The sequence below is a fragment of the Telluria sp. ZB4P36 genome (assembly GCF_059685865.1).
This window is the reverse complement of the sequence record NZ_JCASIE010000023.1, coordinates 60,714-78,800: the sequence shown is the minus strand read 5'-3', so window position 1 is coordinate 78,800 and position 18,087 is coordinate 60,714. Positions and strand designations below refer to the sequence as shown.

Sequence of the window (18,087 nt, the reverse complement as noted above, 5' to 3'; positions counted from 1 at the left end):
GCGGTGGTTTGACAGACTGATTTGTTTGGCGACTATCAATCTACCAACATCAAACCTCCGCCACCACCTCCCGCTCAGTTCGTCAATCCCGTCTTCCCCCATTTCCCGCGAAGAACCTCAAAATACGCGAATAAAATTCTTTTTAGTATTGTTTAATAGCGGAAACTTCTATTAAATGAGCGGGTTAAATTAGGTTTATTTATTAACTTGGTGTGATTAGCGTTTATTCCTCGCTCCCCCGCGTGTTATTCCCGTATTCAATGAGTGAAACGATTTAGCGTTGACGCTTCTTCATGCCCAGCCCTGCAGCACGGTGAGCAAGGCCGCCCCGACCAGCACCGTCCCAACCGTGCGCGCCGCTGCCAGCCCCGCGCGCGGATTCCCCGCCAGCCAGCGATGCGCGCGCACCGCGCCGACCGCCACCGCCCCGTAGACCACCGCCTGGGTGAAGCTCGTGATCAGCCCCAGCGCGGCGGCCTGGGCCCACAGCTGGCCGCGTTCCGGGCGCAGGAACTGCGGGAAGATCGCCAGCATGAACACATAGGCCTTCGGGTTGAGCATGCAGGTCAGCATCCCCTGCAGGAAGACCGAACGGCCGCGCGGGACGCTTCCCGCTGCCGGCAGCATCACACCTTGGCGCGTGCGCAACAGGGTCCAGCCGATCCAGCCGATGTAGAGCGCCCCCGCGAGCAGTACTGCATTGAACAGCGGCGGCCACAGCGCCAGGATCGCCGCGCAGCGCGCTGGCCAGCACGAAGGCCATGTCCAGCCCGGGAAGCGCGATCACGCCGAAGACCACCACGAAGAACAGCCCCAGATGGGCGAAATCAGCCATTTTCTTTTTCCTTTAATTTGAAGAGCAAAACAGCAAGCTAAAGGAAAATCAGGACATAATCTGCCCTGATTAAGGAGAAGCCCATGACGAAACCGGCGGCGCGCGTGCTGGCCATGCTCGAACTGCTGCAGGCCCATGGCCAGCTCAGCGGCACTGAACTGGCGGCGCGGCTGGAGGTGGACGAACGCACCGTGCGGCGCTACATCGCGACGCTGGAGGAAATGGGCATCCCGGTGACGGCCGAACGCGGACGCGCCGGCGGCTATGCGCTGGTGGCCGGCTTCAAGCTGCCGCCGCTGATGTTCAGCGAGGACGAAGCACTGGCGCTGTCGGTCGGCCTGCTGGCGGCGCGCAGGCGCAGTTCTTCGATACGATCGGAGTGTTCGAGCAGGCCGGGGATGGCGTGGTGATGTACAACCAGTCGGACGATATCGCCTGGTTCGCGCGGCAGCTGGCGAGCCTGCCCTTCGGCTTCGAGATACGGCGGCCGCCGGAGCTGCGCGAGGCGGTCAGGGAGTGTGCGGAGGGGCTGTTAAGGCAGTTGTAGTTTAGTGCTGATGCCCGCAGCCCGACTTCGGCGCCGCGCCCGGCAGTTCCGTGCCCGCTTCGCGGCCGCTGTCGCCTGCGAAGCCGGCGGCGTGCAGGCGGCCCAGGTATTGCTGCCACAGCGCGTCCTGCTCGCTGCCCAGCTTGTAGAGGTAATCCCAGGTGAAGATGCCGCTGCCGTGGCCGTCGTCGAACAGCGGCTTGATCGCGTAGTTCCCGACCGGCTCGACGCCGCTGATGCCGACCTCGCGCTTGCCGACCTGGAGCACTTCCTGGCCCGGGCCGTGGCCCTTCACTTCGGCCGAGGGCGAGTACACGCGCATCAGTTCGAACGGGATCGAAAAGCTGCGGCCGTCGTCGAAGGCGATTTCCAGCACGCGCGATTTCTGGCGCACGGCGATATCGAGTGGATTGGGCATGGGATCTCCTCTTCTTAATTGAAACGCTTGGCGATGGCGGCTGCCAGCTCGGGCAGCAGCGCACGGCGCGCGGCCAGGGTCGCTTCATCGGTCTGGCGCGCCACCTGTGCCCACACCGGCGCCGGGAAATGCGCATCGTCCGCATAACGCGGAATGATATGCCAGTGCAGGTGCGGCACCACGTTGCCGAGGCTGGCCACGTTGATTTTCAGCGGTCCCATCACCTCGCGTACCGCCAGCTCGACCTGGTAGACCGCCTCGTTCAGCTGCAGGCGATCTTCATGCGACAGCTCGCTCATCTCGCGCACGTGCTCGCGCCAGATCACGCGGCAAAAGCCGGGATAGGCCGCATCGTCGACCAGGATGACCGAGAGCTTCTCGTTCTGCCAGACCGCGGGTACGGCAAGCTCGCACAGTTCGCAGCCCGGCTGGCGCCGCACTTCCTTCATACCAGCACCCTTTCGATGCCGCCGTTGTTGGCGCGCGCGACGTAGTCGGGCAGCCAGTTCTCGCCCAGCAGGTGCTTGGCCATCTCCACCACGATGTAGTCGGCGGTGGTGCCGGAATCATGGTTGTAGCGCGACAGGCCCTGCAAGCAGGACGGGCAGCTGGTGAGGATCTTGACCTCGCCCTTGAAACCGTCGTCGCGCAGCTTGTCCGCGCCCTTCTCCATCTCGCCCTGCTTGCGCGAGCGCACCTGGGTCGCGATGTCCGGACGGCTGACGGCGAAGGTGCCCGACTCGCCGCAGCAGCGGTCGTTCTTCTCGATCTTGACGTTGTCGACGGTCGACACCAAGGCGTTCACGGTCTTGAGCGAATCCTGCATCTTCATCGGCGTGTGGCAGGGGTCGTGGTACATGTAGCGGGTGCCGCTCACGCCTTCCAGCTTCACGCCCTTCTCGAGCAGGTATTCGTGGATGTCCATGATGCGGCAGCCCGGGAAGATCTTCTCGAACTCGTAGGTCGCCAACTGGTCGTAGCAGGTACCGCAGGACACCAGGACCGTCTTGATGTCGAGGTAGTTCAGCGTGTTGGCCATGCGGTGGAACAGCACGCGGTTATCCGTCATCATCTTGTCGGCCTTGTCGTACTGGCCTGCTCCCCGTTGGGGGTATCCGCAACACAAATAGCCCGGCGGCAGCACGGTCTGCACGCCCACTTCCCACAGCATCGCCTGGGTCGCCAGGCCCACCTGCGAGAACAGGCGCTCCGAGCCGCAGCCCGGGAAGTAGAACACGGCTTCGGTGTCGGCGTTGGTCGCCTTCGGGTTGCGGATGATCGGGATGACCTTGTCGTCCTCGATGTCGAGCAGCGCGCGCGCGGTCTTCTTCGGCAGGTTGCCCGGCATTTTCTTGTTGATGAAGTGGATCACCTGCTCGCGCACCGGCGTCTTGCCGGTGGTCGGAGGCGGCGCTTCCACCTGCGGCTTGGCCAGGCCGCGCAGCATCTGGTTGCCCAGGCGCTGGGCCTTGTAGCCCCAGTCCACCATCACCTTGCGGGTGGCATTGATGGTGGTCGGATCGGTCGCGTTCAGGAAGAACATGGCGGCGCGGTTGGCCGGCTTGAAGCTGCGCTTGTCCATCTTGCGCAGCAGGTTACGCATGTTCATCGAGACGTCGCCGAAGTCGATGTTGACCGGGCACGGCGTCACGCACTTGTGGCACACGGTGCAGTGGTCGGAGACGTCCTCGAATTCTTCCCAGTGGCGGATCGAGACGCCGCGGCGGGTCTGCTCTTCATACAGGAAGGCTTCGATCAGGGCCGAGGTGGCGAGGATCTTGTCGCGCGGCGAGTACAGCAGGTTAGCCTGCGGCACGTGGGTGGTGCAGACCGGCTTGCACTTGCCGCAGCGCAGGCAGTCCTTGATGCTGTTGGCGATCTCGCCGATGTCGCTCTGCTGCATGATGAGCGATTCGTGGCCCATCAGGCCGAACGACGGCGTGTAGGCGTTGCGCAGGTCGGCATGGGCGCCGTCGAGGTTCAGCAGCTTGCCGCGGTTGAAGCGGCCTTCCGGGTCCACGCGCAGCTTGTAGTCGCGGAATTCCTGGATCTCGGAGTCGAGCAGGAATTCCAGCTTGGTGATGCCGATGCCGTGCTCGCCCGAGATCACGCCGTCCAGCGAGCGCGCCAGCGCCATGATGCGCTCGACGGCCTGGTGGGCGTCCTGCAGCATCGCGTAGTCGTCCGAGTTCACCGGCAGGTTGGTGTGCACGTTGCCGTCGCCGGCGTGCATGTGCAGGGCCACGAACACGCGCGAGCGCAGCACGCGCTTGTGGATGGCCGAGCATTCGTCGAGGATGCACTTGTAGGCGGCGCCGTTGAAGATCTGGCGCAGCGGCGCGCGCAGCTCCTGCTTCCAGGAGACGCGGATGCTGTGGTCCTGGACCACGTCGAACAGCAGGGCGTCCGGCTGGTTGCCGATGCGCTGGTCCAGGGTCGAGGACAGGTGGTCGAGGCCCAGATCGTCGAGCTTGCCGCGTACGTCGCCCAGCCTGGCGTCGAGGTTGGCCAGGATGAAGGCCCAGCGCGCCGTGACCTGTTCGACCAGCGCCACCGCCTGCTGCGGACGGTCACCCAGGATCTCGTTGCGGTCGACGGTGTCGCCGGTGGCGTCGTCGCTCTTCTCGATCGGCAGGTGTTCGTTCGACAGGTACCGGCGCAGCTCGTCGGCCAGCTTCAGCTTGTTCTTGATCGACAGCTCGACGTTGATGCGCTCGATGCCGTCGGTGTACTCGCCCATGCGGTTCAGCGGGATCACCACGTCTTCGTTGATCTTGAAGGCGTTGGTATGGCGCGCGATGGCTGCTGTACGGGCGCGATCGAGCCAGAATTTCTTGCGCGCTTCCGCGCTGACGGCGACAAAACCTTCGCCGACGCGGGTGTTCGCCAGGCGCACCACTTCCGAGGCGGCGATGGCGACGGCGTTCTCGTCGTCGCCGACGATGTCGCCGAACAGCGCCATCTTCGGCAGCACGCCGCGCTTCGATTTGGTGGCGTAGCCGACCGCGCGCAGGTAGCGCTCGTCCAGGTGCTCCAGGCCCGCCAGGCGCAGCGTGGCGAAGGCCGGATCGCCGTTCTTCGGCAGGCTGTCGAGGTAGTCCTTGATCTCGACGATCGACGGGATCGCATCGCGCGCCTGGCCGAAGAACTCCAGCGCCACGGTGCGGGTGAACTTCGGCATCTTGTGCAGAATCCAGCGCGCCGAGGTGATCAGGCCATCGGTGCCCTCTTTCTGGATGCCCGGCAGGCCGGCCAGGAATTTGTCGGTGACGTCCTTGCCCAGGCCTTCCTTGCGGAAGCGGCGGCCTTCGATGGCCAGGGTCTCGACCCGGAACGGCTCGCCCTTGGCGCCGCCGCGTGGCGTCGGGTGAGTCCATTCGAGCTTGAAGGTGGCGACCGGCGCGTCGTGGATTTTAGAGAGGTTGTGGTCCATGCGCGTGACTTCGAGCCAGTCGCCGTTCGGGTCGACCATGCGCCAGGAAGCCAGGTTGTCGAGCGCGGTGCCCCACAGGACGGCCTTCTTGCCGCCCGCGTTCATGGCGATGTTCCCGCCGATGCAGGAGGCGTGGGCCGAGGTCGGGTCGACCGCGAACACGAAGCCGGCCTTCTCGGCCGCCTGCGAGACGCGCTGGGTGACGACGCCGGCAAAGGTGTGGATGGTCGCGTACTCGCGGTCCACGCCCGGCAGGCGGCTCATCTCGACTTCGCCGAGGCCGATCAGTTTTTCGGTGTTGATCACGGCCGACATCGGCGTCAGCGGAATCGCGCCGCCGGTGTAGCCGGTGCCGCCGCCGCGCGGGATGATGGTCAGGCCCAGTTCGATGCAGCCCTTGACCAGGCCGGCCATCTCTTCCTCGCTGTCCGGCAGCAGGACCAGGAAGGGGTATTCGACGCGCCAGTCGGTGGCGTCGGTGACGTGCGAGACGCGGTGCATGCCGTCGAAGCGGATGTTGCGCTTGTCGGTGTAGGCGCCGAGCACGCGCTGGGCGCGCTTGCGCAGGTCGTAGGTCTCGCGGAACTCGTGCGCGAAGTCGTCGACCGCCTTGCGTGCGGCTTCGAGCAGCTGTCCGACGGCGGCGCTGCGCGCGCTAGCTGCCTGCGCATCGCCCTCTTCGGCGACGTCCACGCTGGTGCGGCGCTTGTCGACCTCGCCCAGTCGGTGGTGCAGCGCGTCGATCAGTTTCTGGCGGCGCTTCGGGTTGTCGAGCAGGTCGTCCTGCAGGTAGGGGTTGCGGCGTACCACCCAGATATCGCCCAGCACCTCGTACAGCATGCGTGCGGAGCGGCCGGTCTGGCGCGCGCCGCGCAGCTCGTCGAGCAGGCGCCACGAGGATTCCCCCAACAGGCGGATCACGATCTCGCGGTCGGAGAACGAGGTGTAGTTGTAGGGGATCTCGCGCAGGCGTGCAGGAGCATTGTCGGCGAGCAGGGTATGGATGTGTGCGGGCGCGTTCATGGAGTGCTTGACGTCGGTCGGACGAGTCCGAAGGACATTCATTCTAGCTTATTGCGGTGCACCACGCTGAGGAGCGGCCAGAAAACAGCGGAGCCCGACGCAAGGAAATGCCAATCGGGGGCCTTTCATGCAAATTTCGTTTGCATAAAATGGCCGCAGTGCATCATTCGTTTGCACGACGGCAAAGAAATGCATATTGCGTAAGGCGCTAGCCGGAGGCGGCCACCCGCCGGGCAGCCTGCACGGGCGGCGTATCGCCCAGCGGCAGCAGCGCGGCGCCGCGTGCCAGCGCGCGCACCAGGGCCGCCTCGCCGAACCGCAGGCCATGGCGGCGCAACTGCGGCAGCGAGCGCACCGGCTCGGGCGTGATGTCGACGGCGGCGCGCACCAGCAGGTGCTGGAGCCGGCGCAGCGGCGCGGGAAGCAGCGGCGCCGCGGCCACGATGCCCATGAATTCGGCCAGCGTGGCGGAGCCTTCCAGGCCGGGCGCGGTGGCGGCAAGCAGCTCTTCCCATGCAGTCCAGGAGGATGGCGCACCGAGCGCGCCATACAAGCGCGCGGCCGGTCCGCCTTCGGCGAAGGCGGCATCTTTCTCAAACGGCGACAGCGCGCGCACGTAACGGTGATAGGCCTCGGTGAAGCCGAAAGTGGCGGTCGCATGCACCCAGCCGAGCAGGCGCGGATCGTTGGCGCGGTAGGCGCGGCCGTCGGGCGTGCTGCCCTGCACCCGGTCGTGCATCCGCACCACCTGGGCGATCAGCTGTTCCGCATGCGAGCGCGGGCCGTAGACGGTCATCATGGCGGCGAAGCCGGTGCGGCGCAGGCGCAGCACCGGGTCGCGCCGGAAACCGCCCTGCTCCCACACGCCCGCGCGTACCGAGGGCTCGGCCAGCTCGAGCAGCACCGCCGCCACCCCGCCGATGAACAGCGAGACCGGGTTGGCGAACACCCGCCAGCACACGCCGTCCGCCGGCGCCAGCGCCGGCTCGCCCGGCGGCTGGCTGAAGTCGAAGGCCATGCCCGGTGGTGGACGCATCAGATCCTGTATCGCCTCCAGCATCGGTGGCCTCGTTAACGACATGCAATCATGCTCGGGGTTTCATGATTCGTGACTAGAATGGAAGCGATCCGGCGGTGACGCTGAATGGATTCGGCTGAACATGACTTCTCATCATACGATCGAATCATCCCGGCTGATAGCGCTGCAATCCTTCGAGGTTCTCGACACGGATACGGAGCAGGCCTTCGATCGCCTCGTGCGCCTGGCGGCAACGCTGTGTGGCGCCCCCATGGCGGCGCTCGGCTTCGTCGACGCAACCCGTGAATGGCGCAAGGCCGCCGTCGGCCTGGTCGCCATCGAAGTGGCGCGCCAGGACTCGCTCGGCGCCCGCGTCGTGGCCAGCGGAGCGGAGCTTGTCATTGCCGACCTGCAAGCCCTGCCGCGCGGCGAGACGCTCCAGGAATGGCATGCATGGCGGTCCTACGCCGGCGTGCCGCTGGTGAGCTCGGACGGCGAGGTCCTGGGCGCCCTGTCGGTCATGGCCCTTGCGCCCTTCACGCCCACGCCTGCCCAGCTGGAAGGCTTGCACACCCTGGCGCAGGCAGCGATGGCGCAGCTCGAATTGCGCCGCTGCCGGCGCGGCGAGCCCGAGCCGCAGCGCGACCGCTTCCGCCACCTGGCCGACTCGATGCCTTACGTCGTCTGGTCGGCGACCCCGGACGGCAGGATCGATTATGCCAACCAGGCGATCATCGACTATGCGGGTCTTCCCGACGTGGCCAATATCGGCGAACAATGGATCGGCCTGCTGCATCCCGACGACGTCGAGCGCACCCTGAGCGTCTGGGCGGAGTCGGTGCGGACCGGTGCGGTATTCTCGGCCGAATACCGTTTGCGCCGCGCCGACGGCAGCTATCGCTGGCACCTGGCCAAGGGCATGCCGATCCGGGACGGGCAAGGCCACATCACCAAGTGGTACGGCACCACCACCGATATCCACGACATGAAGCTGGCCCATGAACAGATCGGCAGGCTTGCCTTCTACGATCCGCTCACCGGCCTGCCGAACCGGCAGTTGCTCATGGACCGCCTCTCGCATGCCGTGGGCCTGCATGCGCGCCTCGGACGCGTCGGCGCGGTGCTCCTGCTCGACCTGGACAATTTCAAGAACATCAACGACACGCTCGGCCACGACAACGGCGACCTGCTGCTCGACCTGGTCGCAAGGCGCCTGGTCGCGAGCGTCGCCGAGCGCGATACGGTGGCCAGGCTCGGCGGCGACGAGTTCGTCATCGTCCTGGAAGATATCGGCGTGTGCAGGGACGCCGCGGCACGCCACGCCGCCGGCGTCGCACGGCGCATCCTCGATGCCCTGAACGACTCCTACCAGCTGGACGGACACGAGCGCCAGGTCACGCCCAGCCTGGGTGTCGCCCTGTTTGGCCCCGGTACGGCCACGCTGTCCGACTTGCTCAAGCGCGCCGACCTGGCCATGTACCAGGCCAAGGCGGCGGGACGGAATACCGTGTGTTTCTTCGATCCGAAGATCCAGGCGAATGCGCTGGCGCGGGCCGAACTCGAGGCCGAACTGCGCCAGGGCCTGCAGCGCGGCGAACTCGTGCTCCACTACCAGCCCCAGCTGGACAGCGAGGGCAGGGTCACGGGCGTCGAGGGGCTGGTGCGGTGGCAAAGTCCACAACGCGGCCTGGTCTCTCCGGGCAGCTTCATTCCCCTTGCCGAGGATACCGGCCTGATCCTGCCGATCGGGCGCTGGGTGCTGGAAGAAGCCTGTGCGCAACTGGTCAGGCTGGCAGCCGATCCGGGGACGGCGGCCGTGTCGGTGTCGGTCAACGTCAGCGCGCTGCAGTTTCGCCAGCCGGATTTCGTCGCCGACGTGCTCAGCGTGCTGGCGGCTTCAGGGGCCGATGCCCGCAAACTGAAAATCGAGCTGACCGAGTCGCTGCTGGTCGAGGACATCGACAGTGCGATCGGCAAGATCGAGCGGCTCAAGGAACACGGCGTCTGCTTTTCGCTGGACGATTTCGGCACCGGTTACTCGTCGCTCACCTACCTGAAACGGCTCCCCCTCGACCAGCTCAAGATCGACCAGTCCTTCGTGAACAACCTGCTGGACGATCCCCATGACCTCGCCATCGTCGTCGCCATCATCGCGCTCGGACATGCCATGGGACTGGCCGTCATCGCGGAAGGCGTCGAGACAGGCGAGCAGCGCGACCTGCTGGTGCGCTGCGGCTGCACGTCCTTCCAGGGTTACCTGTACAGCAAGCCGCTGCCGGCTGCGCAGCTGCATGTCTTCCTGTCGGAGCGCATCAGCGCGCCTGGCCGGCAGGCGGCGCCCCCTGGATGAGGCGGTCCAGCCGTTGGTTCGCCCCCGGCTGCATCTGCGCGGTGGTGGAACGCAGGCAGTCGATGACCTCGGCGCGCACCGGCCGGCGGGCCACCACGTTGCAGGTCAGCGCCAGCTCGACGAGGAAGGCGCGTTCCTGCGCCGGCATGGTCGCGATGTCGGGCCAGACGATGGCGAGCTGGTCCGTCGTGGAGGCCGAATGCTTGCCCAGCATGTATTTAGCACCAACAACACCGAACACCGCCAGCACGACCAGGCCGGCAATCAGGGAAAGAATGCTTGGAGGTTTGTTCATGGAGCGGCATCATACCCCACCCGATCAGTTGGCGGCCCGGACGACGCGGCCGTTGAGGGGCTGGATGGGACGCGCGTTCATGGCGTACAGCGTGCGGAAGGACGCCAGCTGGGCCTTCGAGATCTCGACCGGCTTCTTCAGCACCTGCCAGTGCACGCCTTCGCTGCAGGGCGGCGTGGTCAGGGAACCCATGTAGGCGTAATAGGCGTGCTGCGCCGGCAGCGCCGCGCTGACGTCCAGGCCGCCTTCGACCGGATGCCTGTCTCCCACCGCCGCCGGCAGTCCGGCGAATACCTCTTTCAGCGCCGCGTTTTCCTTGCCCTGCTTGAACAGGATGGCGACCACGGCGAGCTGGCCGGCATCGTTCTTGTGCACCAGGTGGGCCACCAGCGGGTAATGCTTGCCATTGATGGTTTCCTCGCTCGGTGTGTGGAAGTGGAACTGCAGCAGCTGGTAGTCACCGGAGGGGAGCGTGACCGAACCGCCGGCTGCGAGGTTGACCTGCACAGTGTGCCCGTTGTTCACGACCTCTGCCGCTCCCGGCGCGTAATGGAAACCGATCGGGGCCAGCTTCGCCGCCCTGGCGCCGTGGATATCGATCGGCGACTGCTGCTTGCCGGTCTTGCAGGACGAGAAGCCAGCTTCCAGCTCTCCCCAGTGGGTCGGACCGGTCTTGCCCGCATATTCCCAATGCACATCGGATGCCTGCGCACCTGCCGCCGCGGCGATCAGGCAGGCCGTCAATACTGCCGCTTTCATTTTCATACCACCCTTTCCTGGAGTATCCCATGCTTGTTCCGGATCAGTCCGGATGCACCGAGGATAAGCAGGCCCGCGTCAAGAATGCGTTAGCGCCAAGTCAAGGCGGCGTTCGGCTCCTCCTCCTGCGGGTCGCGGGCAAGGTCGGGCAGCCCGGCCAGGACTTCCTCGCGGCTGCGACAGCGCTGAAGCACTTCGACGACGACTGGCTGCGGGTCGAAGCAGGCCTCGACACCGGGTGACCGGGTCGCGCCGGTAATCGGCACTGTGCTCGATCTCGTCGCGTACGAACTCGAAGCAGGCGCGTACGATGTCTGCCTGCGTTCGGCCGGCAGCCGCCAGGCGGCGCGCCGTGGCCAGGACGTCCGGAACGTCGAAATCGATGATGCTGCTGGGAGAAAGATAGTCTTGCATGCGCAGGATGGACTCAGCCGATCAGCCGCTCGAAGAAGGCGCCCATGCTCTTCCAGAAGCCGTCCGGAATGTACAGCAGCACCGCCGTCATGCTCACGTAGCGCGCGAATTTCCCGATCGCCATGTACATCACGCTCGGCCAGAACGGCAGGTGCAGCCAGCCGGCCAGGGTGCACAGCGGGTCGCCCACGCCCGGGACCCAGGACAGCAGCATGGTCTTGGCGCCGTATTTCTTGAGCCAGCCGAACCAGCGGCTCTGGCGCTCCTTGGCGAAGGCGATCTTGGCGCGGTAGCCGACGAAGTAATCGACCGCCCCGCCCAGGGTATTGCCCAGGGTGCCCACGAAGACGGCCGGCCAGAACATGGCCGGGTTGGCCTTCACCACGGCGAACACGGCCGGTTCCGACCCGAGCGGCAGCAATGTTGCCGAAATAAAGCTGATGACGAAGATAGAGGTCAGCCCGACGGTCGGCGCGGCAAGGACGTTCAGCAGCCAGAGAACGGCGTTTTCGATCATCGGGAAGGAGGGCCTCGAGCATTTGCGATAGGTGTCCATTATAATGAGGATCACTTAACGTAACGACACGATACGCCGCGCCTGATATCCAGGCCCCCTATCGTCACTACACGCCCTGGTCACCCTCCGAGCAAAACAGTGTGCGTCGTCCGGACCGCCGGCCCATCCCCGCCGGCTTTCTCACCCGACTGCCGACCATGACAACCGACTACCTCAAGAGAATCCTGACCGCCCGCGTCTACGACGTCGCTCAAGAAACCCCGCTCGAGTACGCACCGACCCTGTCGGGCCGCATGGGCAACCGCATTTACTTCAAGCGCGAAGACATGCAGAGCGTGTTCAGCTTCAAGCTGCGCGGCGCCTACAACAAGATGGCCAACCTGACGCCGGAGCAGCTCAAGCGCGGCGTGATCTGCGCCTCGGCCGGCAACCACGCGCAAGGCGTGGCCCTGTCGGCGGCGCGCCTCGGCTGCCGCGCCCTGATCGTGATGCCGACCACGACGCCGCAGGTGAAGATCGACGCGGTCAAGTCGCGCGGCGGCGCCAGCGTGGAGGTGGTCCTGCACGGCGACTCCTATACCGACGCCTATAACCACGCGCTGCTGCTGGAGAAGGAACAGCGCCTGACCTTCGTCCACCCCTTCGACGATCCCGACGTGATCGCCGGCCAAGGCACCATCGGCATGGAGATCCTGCGCCAGCACTCCGGTCCGATCCATGCGATCTTCGTGGCCATCGGCGGCGGCGGCCTGGTCGCGGGCGTGGGCGCCTACGTTAAGGCGGTGCGGCCGGACATCAAGGTGATCGGCGTGCAGACCATCGATTCGGACGCGATGGCAAAAAGCCTGAAGGCCGGCCAGCGCGTGACGCTCACCGACGTCGGCCTGTTCTCGGACGGCACCGCGGTGCGCCTGGTGGGCGAAGAGACCTTCCGCATGGCGCAGCTGGTGGTGGACGAGATCATCATCGTCGACACCGACGCGATCTGCGCCGCGATCCAGGACGTGTTCCAGGACACCCGCAGCATCCTCGAGCCGGCCGGCGCGCTGGCCGTGGCGGGCGCCAAGGCCTACGTGGAACGCTCGCAGATGGCGCGCAACCCGGTCAAGGGCGAGACCCTGGTGGCGGTGGCCTGCGGCGCCAACATGAACTTCGACCGCCTGCGCTTCGTCGCCGAACGCGCGGAGCTGGGCGAGTCGCGCGAGGCCGTGTTCGCGGTGACCATCCCCGAGCAGCGCGGCAGCTTCCGCCGCTTCTGCGCCCTGGTCGGCCCGCGCAACGTCACCGAATTCAACTACCGCATCAGCGATGCGCGCGAGGCGCACATCTTCGTCGGCGTGCAGGTGGGCAGCCGCAGCGAATCCGGCCTGCTGGCGCGTACCTTCGAAGAGCACGACTTCCGCACCCTCGACCTGACCCACGACGAGATGGCCAAGCTGCACATTCGCCACCTGGTGGGCGGAAAAAGCGCGCTGGCGCAGGACGAATTGCTGTATCGTTTCGAATTCCCCGAGCGGCCCGGTGCGCTGATGCGCTTCCTGGACAGCATGGCGCCGAACTGGAACATCTCGCTGTTCCACTACCGCAACCAGGGCGGCGACGTGGGACGCATCCTGGTCGGCCTGCAGGTGCCGGCTGCGGAGATGGACGAGTTCCGCCAGTTCCTGGCTACGCTGGGCTACCGGTACTGGGACGAAAGTGCCAATCCGGTCTACAAACTATTCCTTGGGACATGATCCCCCTACGCGATCCGGCGAGCACACAATGCGGGCCGGATCCGCAATCGATGAATGATGAATACTCCTGATCAATCGCCTCTTGGCAAATCCTCCGCGTACCAGAGCCAGTACGCTCCCGAGCTCCTGTTTCCGATCCCGCGCCTGCAAAAGCGCGAGGAGATCGGCCTGGGCAGCGGTACCCTGCCCTTCTTCGGGGTCGACATCTGGAACGCCTACGAGCTGTCCTGGCTGAACATGCGCGGCAAGCCGCAGGTGGCGATCGCCACCATCACGGCGCCCGCCGATTCGCCCAACATCGTCGAATCGAAGTCGTTCAAGCTCTATTTGAACTCCTTCAACCAGACCCGCGTGGCCGGCGTCGATGCACTGGGCGAGCTGCTGCGCCAGGATCTGTCGGCCGCCTTCGGCGCGCCGGTCCACGTGAGCATCACCACCCCGGATGCCTTCGGCAGCCTCAAGATGGGCGAGCTCGAGGGCACCCTGCTCGACCGCCTCGACGTCGAGATCGACCAGTATGTGCCGTCGCCGGCGCTGTTGTCGGCCAATCATGCGGAAGGCCCGGTCGAGGAGACCCTGGTGTCGCACCTGCTGAAATCGAACTGCCTGGTCACCGGCCAGCCGGACTGGGGCACCGTGCAGATCCGCTACGTCGGCCCGCAGATCGACCAGGAAGGCCTGCTCAAGTACCTGATCGGCTTCCGCGAGCACAACGAATTCCACGAGCAATGCGTCGAGCGCATCTTCATGGATGTGCTGCGCCAGTGCAAGCCGACCAAGCTCGCGGTCTATGCGCGCTACACCCGCCGCGGCGGCCTCGACATCAACCCCTGGCGCGCGAACTTCAGCACCGGCAAGCCGGGCAACCTGCGCACCGCGCGCCAATAACATCACGGACGCATGGCCGCAAGGGCGGCTGTGCGTTTTCAGCCACATCTCATCACTTTTTTTCGTGTCAAAACGGCACGAAATGGGCTGCTTAAAATAAGTGCAACATACGTCGAAAAGATGGCGACGGGGCCGCGTTGCCCCCGTTTTGCGGTGGTTTCCGGACGTTTTCGCTTAGGAAATTGCGTTTTGTTGCGAGGCAGATTTCATAACAAAACCCTAGGCTTTTGCCGAGTCGTCCCCATGTAGTCGACTGTATGCCCGTACAGATGCGAAATCGAATGTCACTGCCCTGAAACAGGCCTATAATTCCGCCTCGCAAGCAGCTACCCTGTGCATCGCACACTAGTCATGACGAACCTTAGCAAAATCCTCTCGCTCGAGAATGTGCAGCTGGACCTGGAAGTTTCCAGCAAAAAGCGCGCATTCGAGCAGGCCGGCCTGATCTTCGAAAACAACTGCGGCATCGCCCGCTCGACCGTGTCGGACAACCTGTTCGCGCGCGAGCGTCTCGGCTCCACCGGCCTCGGCCATGGTGTCGCCGTGCCGCACGGACGGGTCAAGGGCTCCAAGAGCCTGAAGTCGCCGCTGGCCGCCTTCGTGCGCCTGAAGGAGCCGATTCCTTTCGAATCGCCCGACGGCCAGCCGGTCAACCTGCTGTTCTTCCTCCTGATTCCAGACCACGTGACCCAGCAGCACCTGGAGATCCTGTCGGAAATCGCCGAGCTGTTCTCGGACGAAGCCGTGCGCAACGCGCTGGCCACCGACCCGGATCCAAAATCGGTCCACGAGCGCATCATCAACTGGCAACCCAGCCTGCAGGCTTTGGGCTAAACTGTCTACGCGGCAATTCGCCGCGACCTTGACGACATGCCCATGCTGCAAACTCCGCTGACCATCCAAAGGCTGTACGACGACAACCGTGACAGCCTCCAGCTCGGCTGGTTCGCCGGCTTCCCCGGCGGCGAGCGGCAGATCGCGGGCGACGCGGCCTCGGCCGCCGACCAGGTCGGCCACCTGAACCTGATCCACCCGGGCCGCATCCAGGTCTTCGGACACCAGGAGCTGAACTACTACCACCGCCTGAAATCCAGCTCGCGCACCCACGTGATCGGCGAGCTGATCGGCGGCGGCCCGCCGGCCCTGATCATCGCCCAAGGCCTCGAAACCCCGCCCGACATCCTCGCCATCTGCGACGAGCAGAACATCCCCCTGTTCTCGACCCCGCTGCCGGCGGCGCAGGTGATCGACTTCCTGCGCGTCTACCTGTCCAAGAAGCTGGCGCAGCGCGTGATCATGCACGGCGTATTCATGGACGTGCTGGGCGTGGGCGTCCTGATCACCGGCGACTCGGGCCTCGGCAAGAGCGAGCTGGGCCTGGAACTGATCTCGCGCTCGCACGGGCTGGTGGCCGACGACGCGGTGGAATTCTCGCGCATCGCGCCGAACATGATCGAGGGCCGCTGCCCGCCGCTGCTGCAGAACCTGCTGGAAGTGCGCGGCCTGGGCCTGCTGGACATCAAGGCGATCTTCGGCGAGACCGCGGTGCGCCGCAAGATGCGCCTGAAGCTGATCGTCCACCTGGTCAAGCGTGGCGCGCTGGACGAGGAAGTCGAGCGCCTGCCCTTCCACTTCCCGACCGAAGACGTGCTCGGCCTGCCGGTGCGCAAGGTGGTGATCCCGGTGGCGGCCGGCCGCAACATCGCGGTGCTGCTGGAAGCCGCGGTACGCAACACCATCCTGCAGCTGCGCGGCATCGATACGCTGCAGGAATTCATGGAACGGCAACGCCAGGCGATGAGCGGCGACTAGCCGATCGATCATCCATTTGGGGTATCATTGCCTCATGCACATCGTCCTCATTACCGGTATTTCCGGCTCGGGCAAATCGGTTGCCCTGAACGTCCTGGAAGACGCAGGCTATTACTGCGTCGACAACTTGCCGCCGGCCCTGCTGCCGGCCCTGGTCTACGCGGTCAGTGAAAAAGGCACGGAGAAGATCGCCGTCGCGGTCGATGCGCGCAGCGCCGAATCGCTGGTGGAGCTGCCGGTGAGCGTGCGCCACCTGAAGGAAGAAGGCCATAACGTCAAGGTGATGTTCCTGACGTCCAGCACCCACTCGCTGGTGGCGCGTTTTTCCGAAACCCGGCGCAGCCACCCGCTGTCGCACGAACTGCGCCCGGGCGAGAACCCCGCTTCGCGCCGCACCCTGATCGAATGCATCGCCGAGGAACGCGAGCGCCTGTCGGCGATCGAGAACCTGGGCCACGTGATCGACACCTCGGAACTGTCGGCCAACAAGCTGCGCGCCTGGGTGAAGGAACTGACCGACATCGGGGAGGCGCCGCTGACGCTGTTCTTCGAATCCTTCGCCTTCAAGGTGGGCGTGCCGCTGGATGCCGACTTCGTGTTCGACGTGCGCGCGATTCCCAACCCCTACTACGACCTGGCGCTGCGTCCCCTCACCGGCAAGGACGCGCCGGTGATCGCCTTCCTCGACGCGCAGCAGAGCGCCCTGGACATGCTGGAAGACATCCGCGCCTTCGTGGAGAAGTGGCTGCCCTCGTTCAAGACGGACAACCGCTCCTACCTTACGGTGGCAGTGGGGTGTACCGGCGGGCAGCACCGCTCGGTGTACATGGCGGAGAGGCTGGGGGCGTATTTCGGGAAGACCGAGCGGGTGATCATTCGGCATCGCGAGCAGCCGAAGCACGCGGCCCAGTAAAACCCGTTACGACAAATGCCGTAGCGGATGCGCATACTCCGGCCACACCGGCTCGAAGAAGCGCGCCACCATCTCCGGCGTCACCTCGTCCAGCGTCGCCGGATTCCACTTCGGCTGGTTGTCCTTGTCGATCACCAGCGCCCGCACGCCCTCCAGCACTTCGCCGTGCTCGAAGTTGCGGCGCACCAGGTTGCGCTCCATGCGCAGGCAGTCCGCCACCTCCAGCGCGGCCCCGCGCAGCAGCAGCTCGCGCGTCACGCACATCATCAAGGGCGAACGCTGGCACATCGCCTTCAACGCCTTCTGCGCGAACGGGTTCTCGTCGCGCGCCAGCGAGGCCGTGATCGCGCCCACCGTGGCCGCGCCGAAATGCGCGTCGATGACGGCGCGCTGGGCCTGCAGCTCGCTCGCACCTACTTGCGCGGCAAACTGCGACGCGAAGCTGCGGATCGCCGCCGGCAGCTGCGCGCCCGGGGTCGACTCCACCAGCGCCATCAGCCCGGCCAGCTCGGCGCCCGGCACGAACACGTCGGCCAGCCCCACGTAGAGCGCGTCGGCGGCGCCGATCGTCAGGCCGGTCAGGCCCAGGTACTGGCCCAGCTGGCCCGGCGCATGCGACAGGAAGTGGCTGCCGCCAACGTCCGGGAACAGGCCGATGTTCACCTCGGGCATGGCCATTCTGGTGCGGTCGGTCACGATGCGCAGGCCGCAGTCCGGGCCGCCCTGGGCGATGCCCATGCCGCCGCCCATCACCACGCCGTCCATCACGGCGATGTAGGGTTTCGGGTAGAAATGGATCAGGTGGTTGAGCGCGTATTCTTCGGTGAAGAAATCTTCCAGCAGGGCGCTGCCGCCCGTCGGGCCGACCTGGCCCATCTCGTGGAAGAAGCGGATGTCGCCGCCGGCGCACAAGGCCTTCTCGCTGCTGCTGGTGATCACCACCGCCTCGATGTCCGCGTCATCCTTCCACTGCAGCAAAATGGCGGTCAGGGCGCGCACCATGTCGAGCGAAAGGGAGTTCAGGGCTTTTGGCCGGTCGAGCGTGATGACGCCGGTGCGGTTGGCGACGCGGGTCAGGACGTAATCGGTCATGATGGTATTCTGTGGTCGAAAAGACATGCATTCTACA

Annotated in this window: 19 protein-coding genes; 10 read left to right on the top strand and 9 right to left on the bottom strand. The window is 65.5% G+C overall.

The genetic code is table 11. The annotated features are described in order from the left end of the window. Nucleotides 1-291: 291 nt before the first annotated feature. On the bottom strand, nucleotides 292-672 hold the full coding sequence (locus tag AC56LK_RS22240; protein ID WP_497186649.1) for a LysE family translocator: 381 nt from the start codon (nucleotides 670-672) through the stop codon (nucleotides 292-294). A 28-nt stretch (nucleotides 673-700) separates the two neighbouring features. Here AC56LK_RS22240 and AC56LK_RS22235 point away from each other — a divergent pair, with 28 nt between their 5' ends. From AC56LK_RS22235 to AC56LK_RS22225, 3 genes are all read left to right on the top strand, one after another. Next, entirely contained in the window at nucleotides 701-856 is a 156-nt protein-coding gene (locus AC56LK_RS22235; protein ID WP_497186647.1) for a hypothetical protein, read from the top strand. A 62-nt stretch (nucleotides 857-918) separates the two neighbouring features. Then, on the top strand, nucleotides 919-1,245 hold the full coding sequence (locus tag AC56LK_RS22230; protein ID WP_497186646.1) for a helix-turn-helix transcriptional regulator: 327 nt from the start codon (nucleotides 919-921) through the stop codon (nucleotides 1,243-1,245). Then, nucleotides 1,245-1,382 (top strand): WCX domain-containing protein, encoded by a 138-nt coding sequence (locus AC56LK_RS22225; RefSeq protein ID WP_497186645.1) that lies wholly within the window; start codon nucleotides 1,245-1,247, stop codon nucleotides 1,380-1,382. The genes AC56LK_RS22230 and AC56LK_RS22225 overlap by 1 nt, the downstream gene beginning before the upstream one ends. A gap of 1 nt (nucleotide 1,383) precedes the next feature. On the opposite strand, the gene AC56LK_RS22220 is transcribed toward AC56LK_RS22225, so the two are convergent. From AC56LK_RS22220 to AC56LK_RS22205, 4 genes are all read right to left on the bottom strand, one after another. Further along, nucleotides 1,384-1,800, bottom strand: a complete 417-nt coding sequence (locus tag AC56LK_RS22220) for a gamma-butyrobetaine hydroxylase family protein (protein WP_497186644.1) — start codon at nucleotides 1,798-1,800, stop codon at nucleotides 1,384-1,386. Nucleotides 1,801-1,814: 14 nt separating this feature from the next. Continuing rightward, nucleotides 1,815-2,249, bottom strand: coding sequence for an HIT family protein (locus tag AC56LK_RS22215; protein WP_497186643.1), 435 nt, complete (start codon nucleotides 2,247-2,249; stop codon nucleotides 1,815-1,817). Next, a complete protein-coding gene (locus AC56LK_RS22210) occupies nucleotides 2,246-6,256 on the bottom strand; it encodes a DUF3683 domain-containing protein (RefSeq protein ID WP_497186642.1) in 4,011 nt (1,336 codons plus the stop codon). The genes AC56LK_RS22215 and AC56LK_RS22210 overlap by 4 nt, the downstream gene beginning before the upstream one ends. A gap of 208 nt (nucleotides 6,257-6,464) precedes the next feature. Next, nucleotides 6,465-7,292 carry an oxygenase MpaB family protein gene (locus AC56LK_RS22205; RefSeq protein WP_497186641.1) on the bottom strand — a complete coding sequence of 276 codons (828 nt, stop codon included), beginning with the start codon at nucleotides 7,290-7,292 and terminating at the stop codon, nucleotides 6,465-6,467. A 124-nt stretch (nucleotides 7,293-7,416) separates the two neighbouring features. On the opposite strand from AC56LK_RS22205, the gene AC56LK_RS22200 reads away from it, so the two are divergent. Beyond that, nucleotides 7,417-9,624, top strand: coding sequence for a putative bifunctional diguanylate cyclase/phosphodiesterase (locus tag AC56LK_RS22200; RefSeq protein WP_497186640.1), 2,208 nt, complete (start codon nucleotides 7,417-7,419; stop codon nucleotides 9,622-9,624). On the opposite strand, the gene AC56LK_RS22195 is transcribed toward AC56LK_RS22200, so the two are convergent. Together AC56LK_RS22195 and AC56LK_RS22190 are read right to left on the bottom strand one after the other, a co-directional pair. Continuing rightward, entirely contained in the window at nucleotides 9,587-9,919 is a 333-nt protein-coding gene (locus AC56LK_RS22195; protein WP_497186639.1) for a hypothetical protein, read from the bottom strand. The genes AC56LK_RS22200 and AC56LK_RS22195 overlap by 38 nt on opposite strands. Before the next feature lie 24 nt (nucleotides 9,920-9,943). Next, the gene (locus AC56LK_RS22190) at nucleotides 9,944-10,684 is read right to left on the bottom strand and encodes a carbonic anhydrase (protein ID WP_497186638.1); all 741 of its coding nucleotides are present in this window, start codon (nucleotides 10,682-10,684) and stop codon (nucleotides 9,944-9,946) included. 23 nt (nucleotides 10,685-10,707) lie between these two features. On the opposite strand from AC56LK_RS22190, the gene AC56LK_RS22185 reads away from it, so the two are divergent. Then, nucleotides 10,708-10,920, top strand: a complete 213-nt coding sequence (locus AC56LK_RS22185; RefSeq protein ID WP_497186637.1) for a hypothetical protein — start codon at nucleotides 10,708-10,710, stop codon at nucleotides 10,918-10,920. A gap of 185 nt (nucleotides 10,921-11,105) precedes the next feature. Here the strand turns inward: AC56LK_RS22185 and AC56LK_RS22180 are convergent, their stop codons facing one another. Next, nucleotides 11,106-11,609: a YqaA family protein gene (locus AC56LK_RS22180; RefSeq protein ID WP_497186636.1), complete on the bottom strand. Its 504-nt coding sequence runs from the start codon at nucleotides 11,607-11,609 to the stop codon at nucleotides 11,106-11,108. 197 nt (nucleotides 11,610-11,806) lie between these two features. On the opposite strand from AC56LK_RS22180, the gene ilvA reads away from it, so the two are divergent. From ilvA to rapZ, 5 genes are all read left to right on the top strand, one after another. Next, the gene (ilvA, locus tag AC56LK_RS22175) at nucleotides 11,807-13,345 is read left to right on the top strand and encodes a threonine ammonia-lyase, biosynthetic (protein WP_497186635.1); all 1,539 of its coding nucleotides are present in this window, start codon (nucleotides 11,807-11,809) and stop codon (nucleotides 13,343-13,345) included. Between the two features lie 54 nt (nucleotides 13,346-13,399). Beyond that, entirely contained in the window at nucleotides 13,400-14,233 is an 834-nt protein-coding gene (queF, locus tag AC56LK_RS22170; RefSeq protein WP_497186634.1) for an NADPH-dependent 7-cyano-7-deazaguanine reductase QueF, read from the top strand. Nucleotides 14,234-14,584: 351 nt separating this feature from the next. Then, a complete protein-coding gene (locus AC56LK_RS22165) occupies nucleotides 14,585-15,067 on the top strand; it encodes a PTS sugar transporter subunit IIA (RefSeq protein WP_497186633.1) in 483 nt (160 codons plus the stop codon). 42 nt (nucleotides 15,068-15,109) lie between these two features. Next, entirely contained in the window at nucleotides 15,110-16,045 is a 936-nt protein-coding gene (gene hprK, locus AC56LK_RS22160) for an HPr(Ser) kinase/phosphatase (RefSeq protein ID WP_436107849.1), read from the top strand. Between the two features lie 34 nt (nucleotides 16,046-16,079). Then, complete coding sequence (rapZ, locus tag AC56LK_RS22155; protein WP_497186632.1) at nucleotides 16,080-16,958, top strand: RNase adapter RapZ; 879 nt, start codon at nucleotides 16,080-16,082, stop codon at nucleotides 16,956-16,958. A 6-nt stretch (nucleotides 16,959-16,964) separates the two neighbouring features. Here the strand turns inward: rapZ and AC56LK_RS22150 are convergent, their stop codons facing one another. Next, nucleotides 16,965-18,050: an enoyl-CoA hydratase/isomerase family protein gene (locus tag AC56LK_RS22150; RefSeq protein ID WP_497186631.1), complete on the bottom strand. Its 1,086-nt coding sequence runs from the start codon at nucleotides 18,048-18,050 to the stop codon at nucleotides 16,965-16,967. Nucleotides 18,051-18,087: the final 37 nt, after the last annotated feature.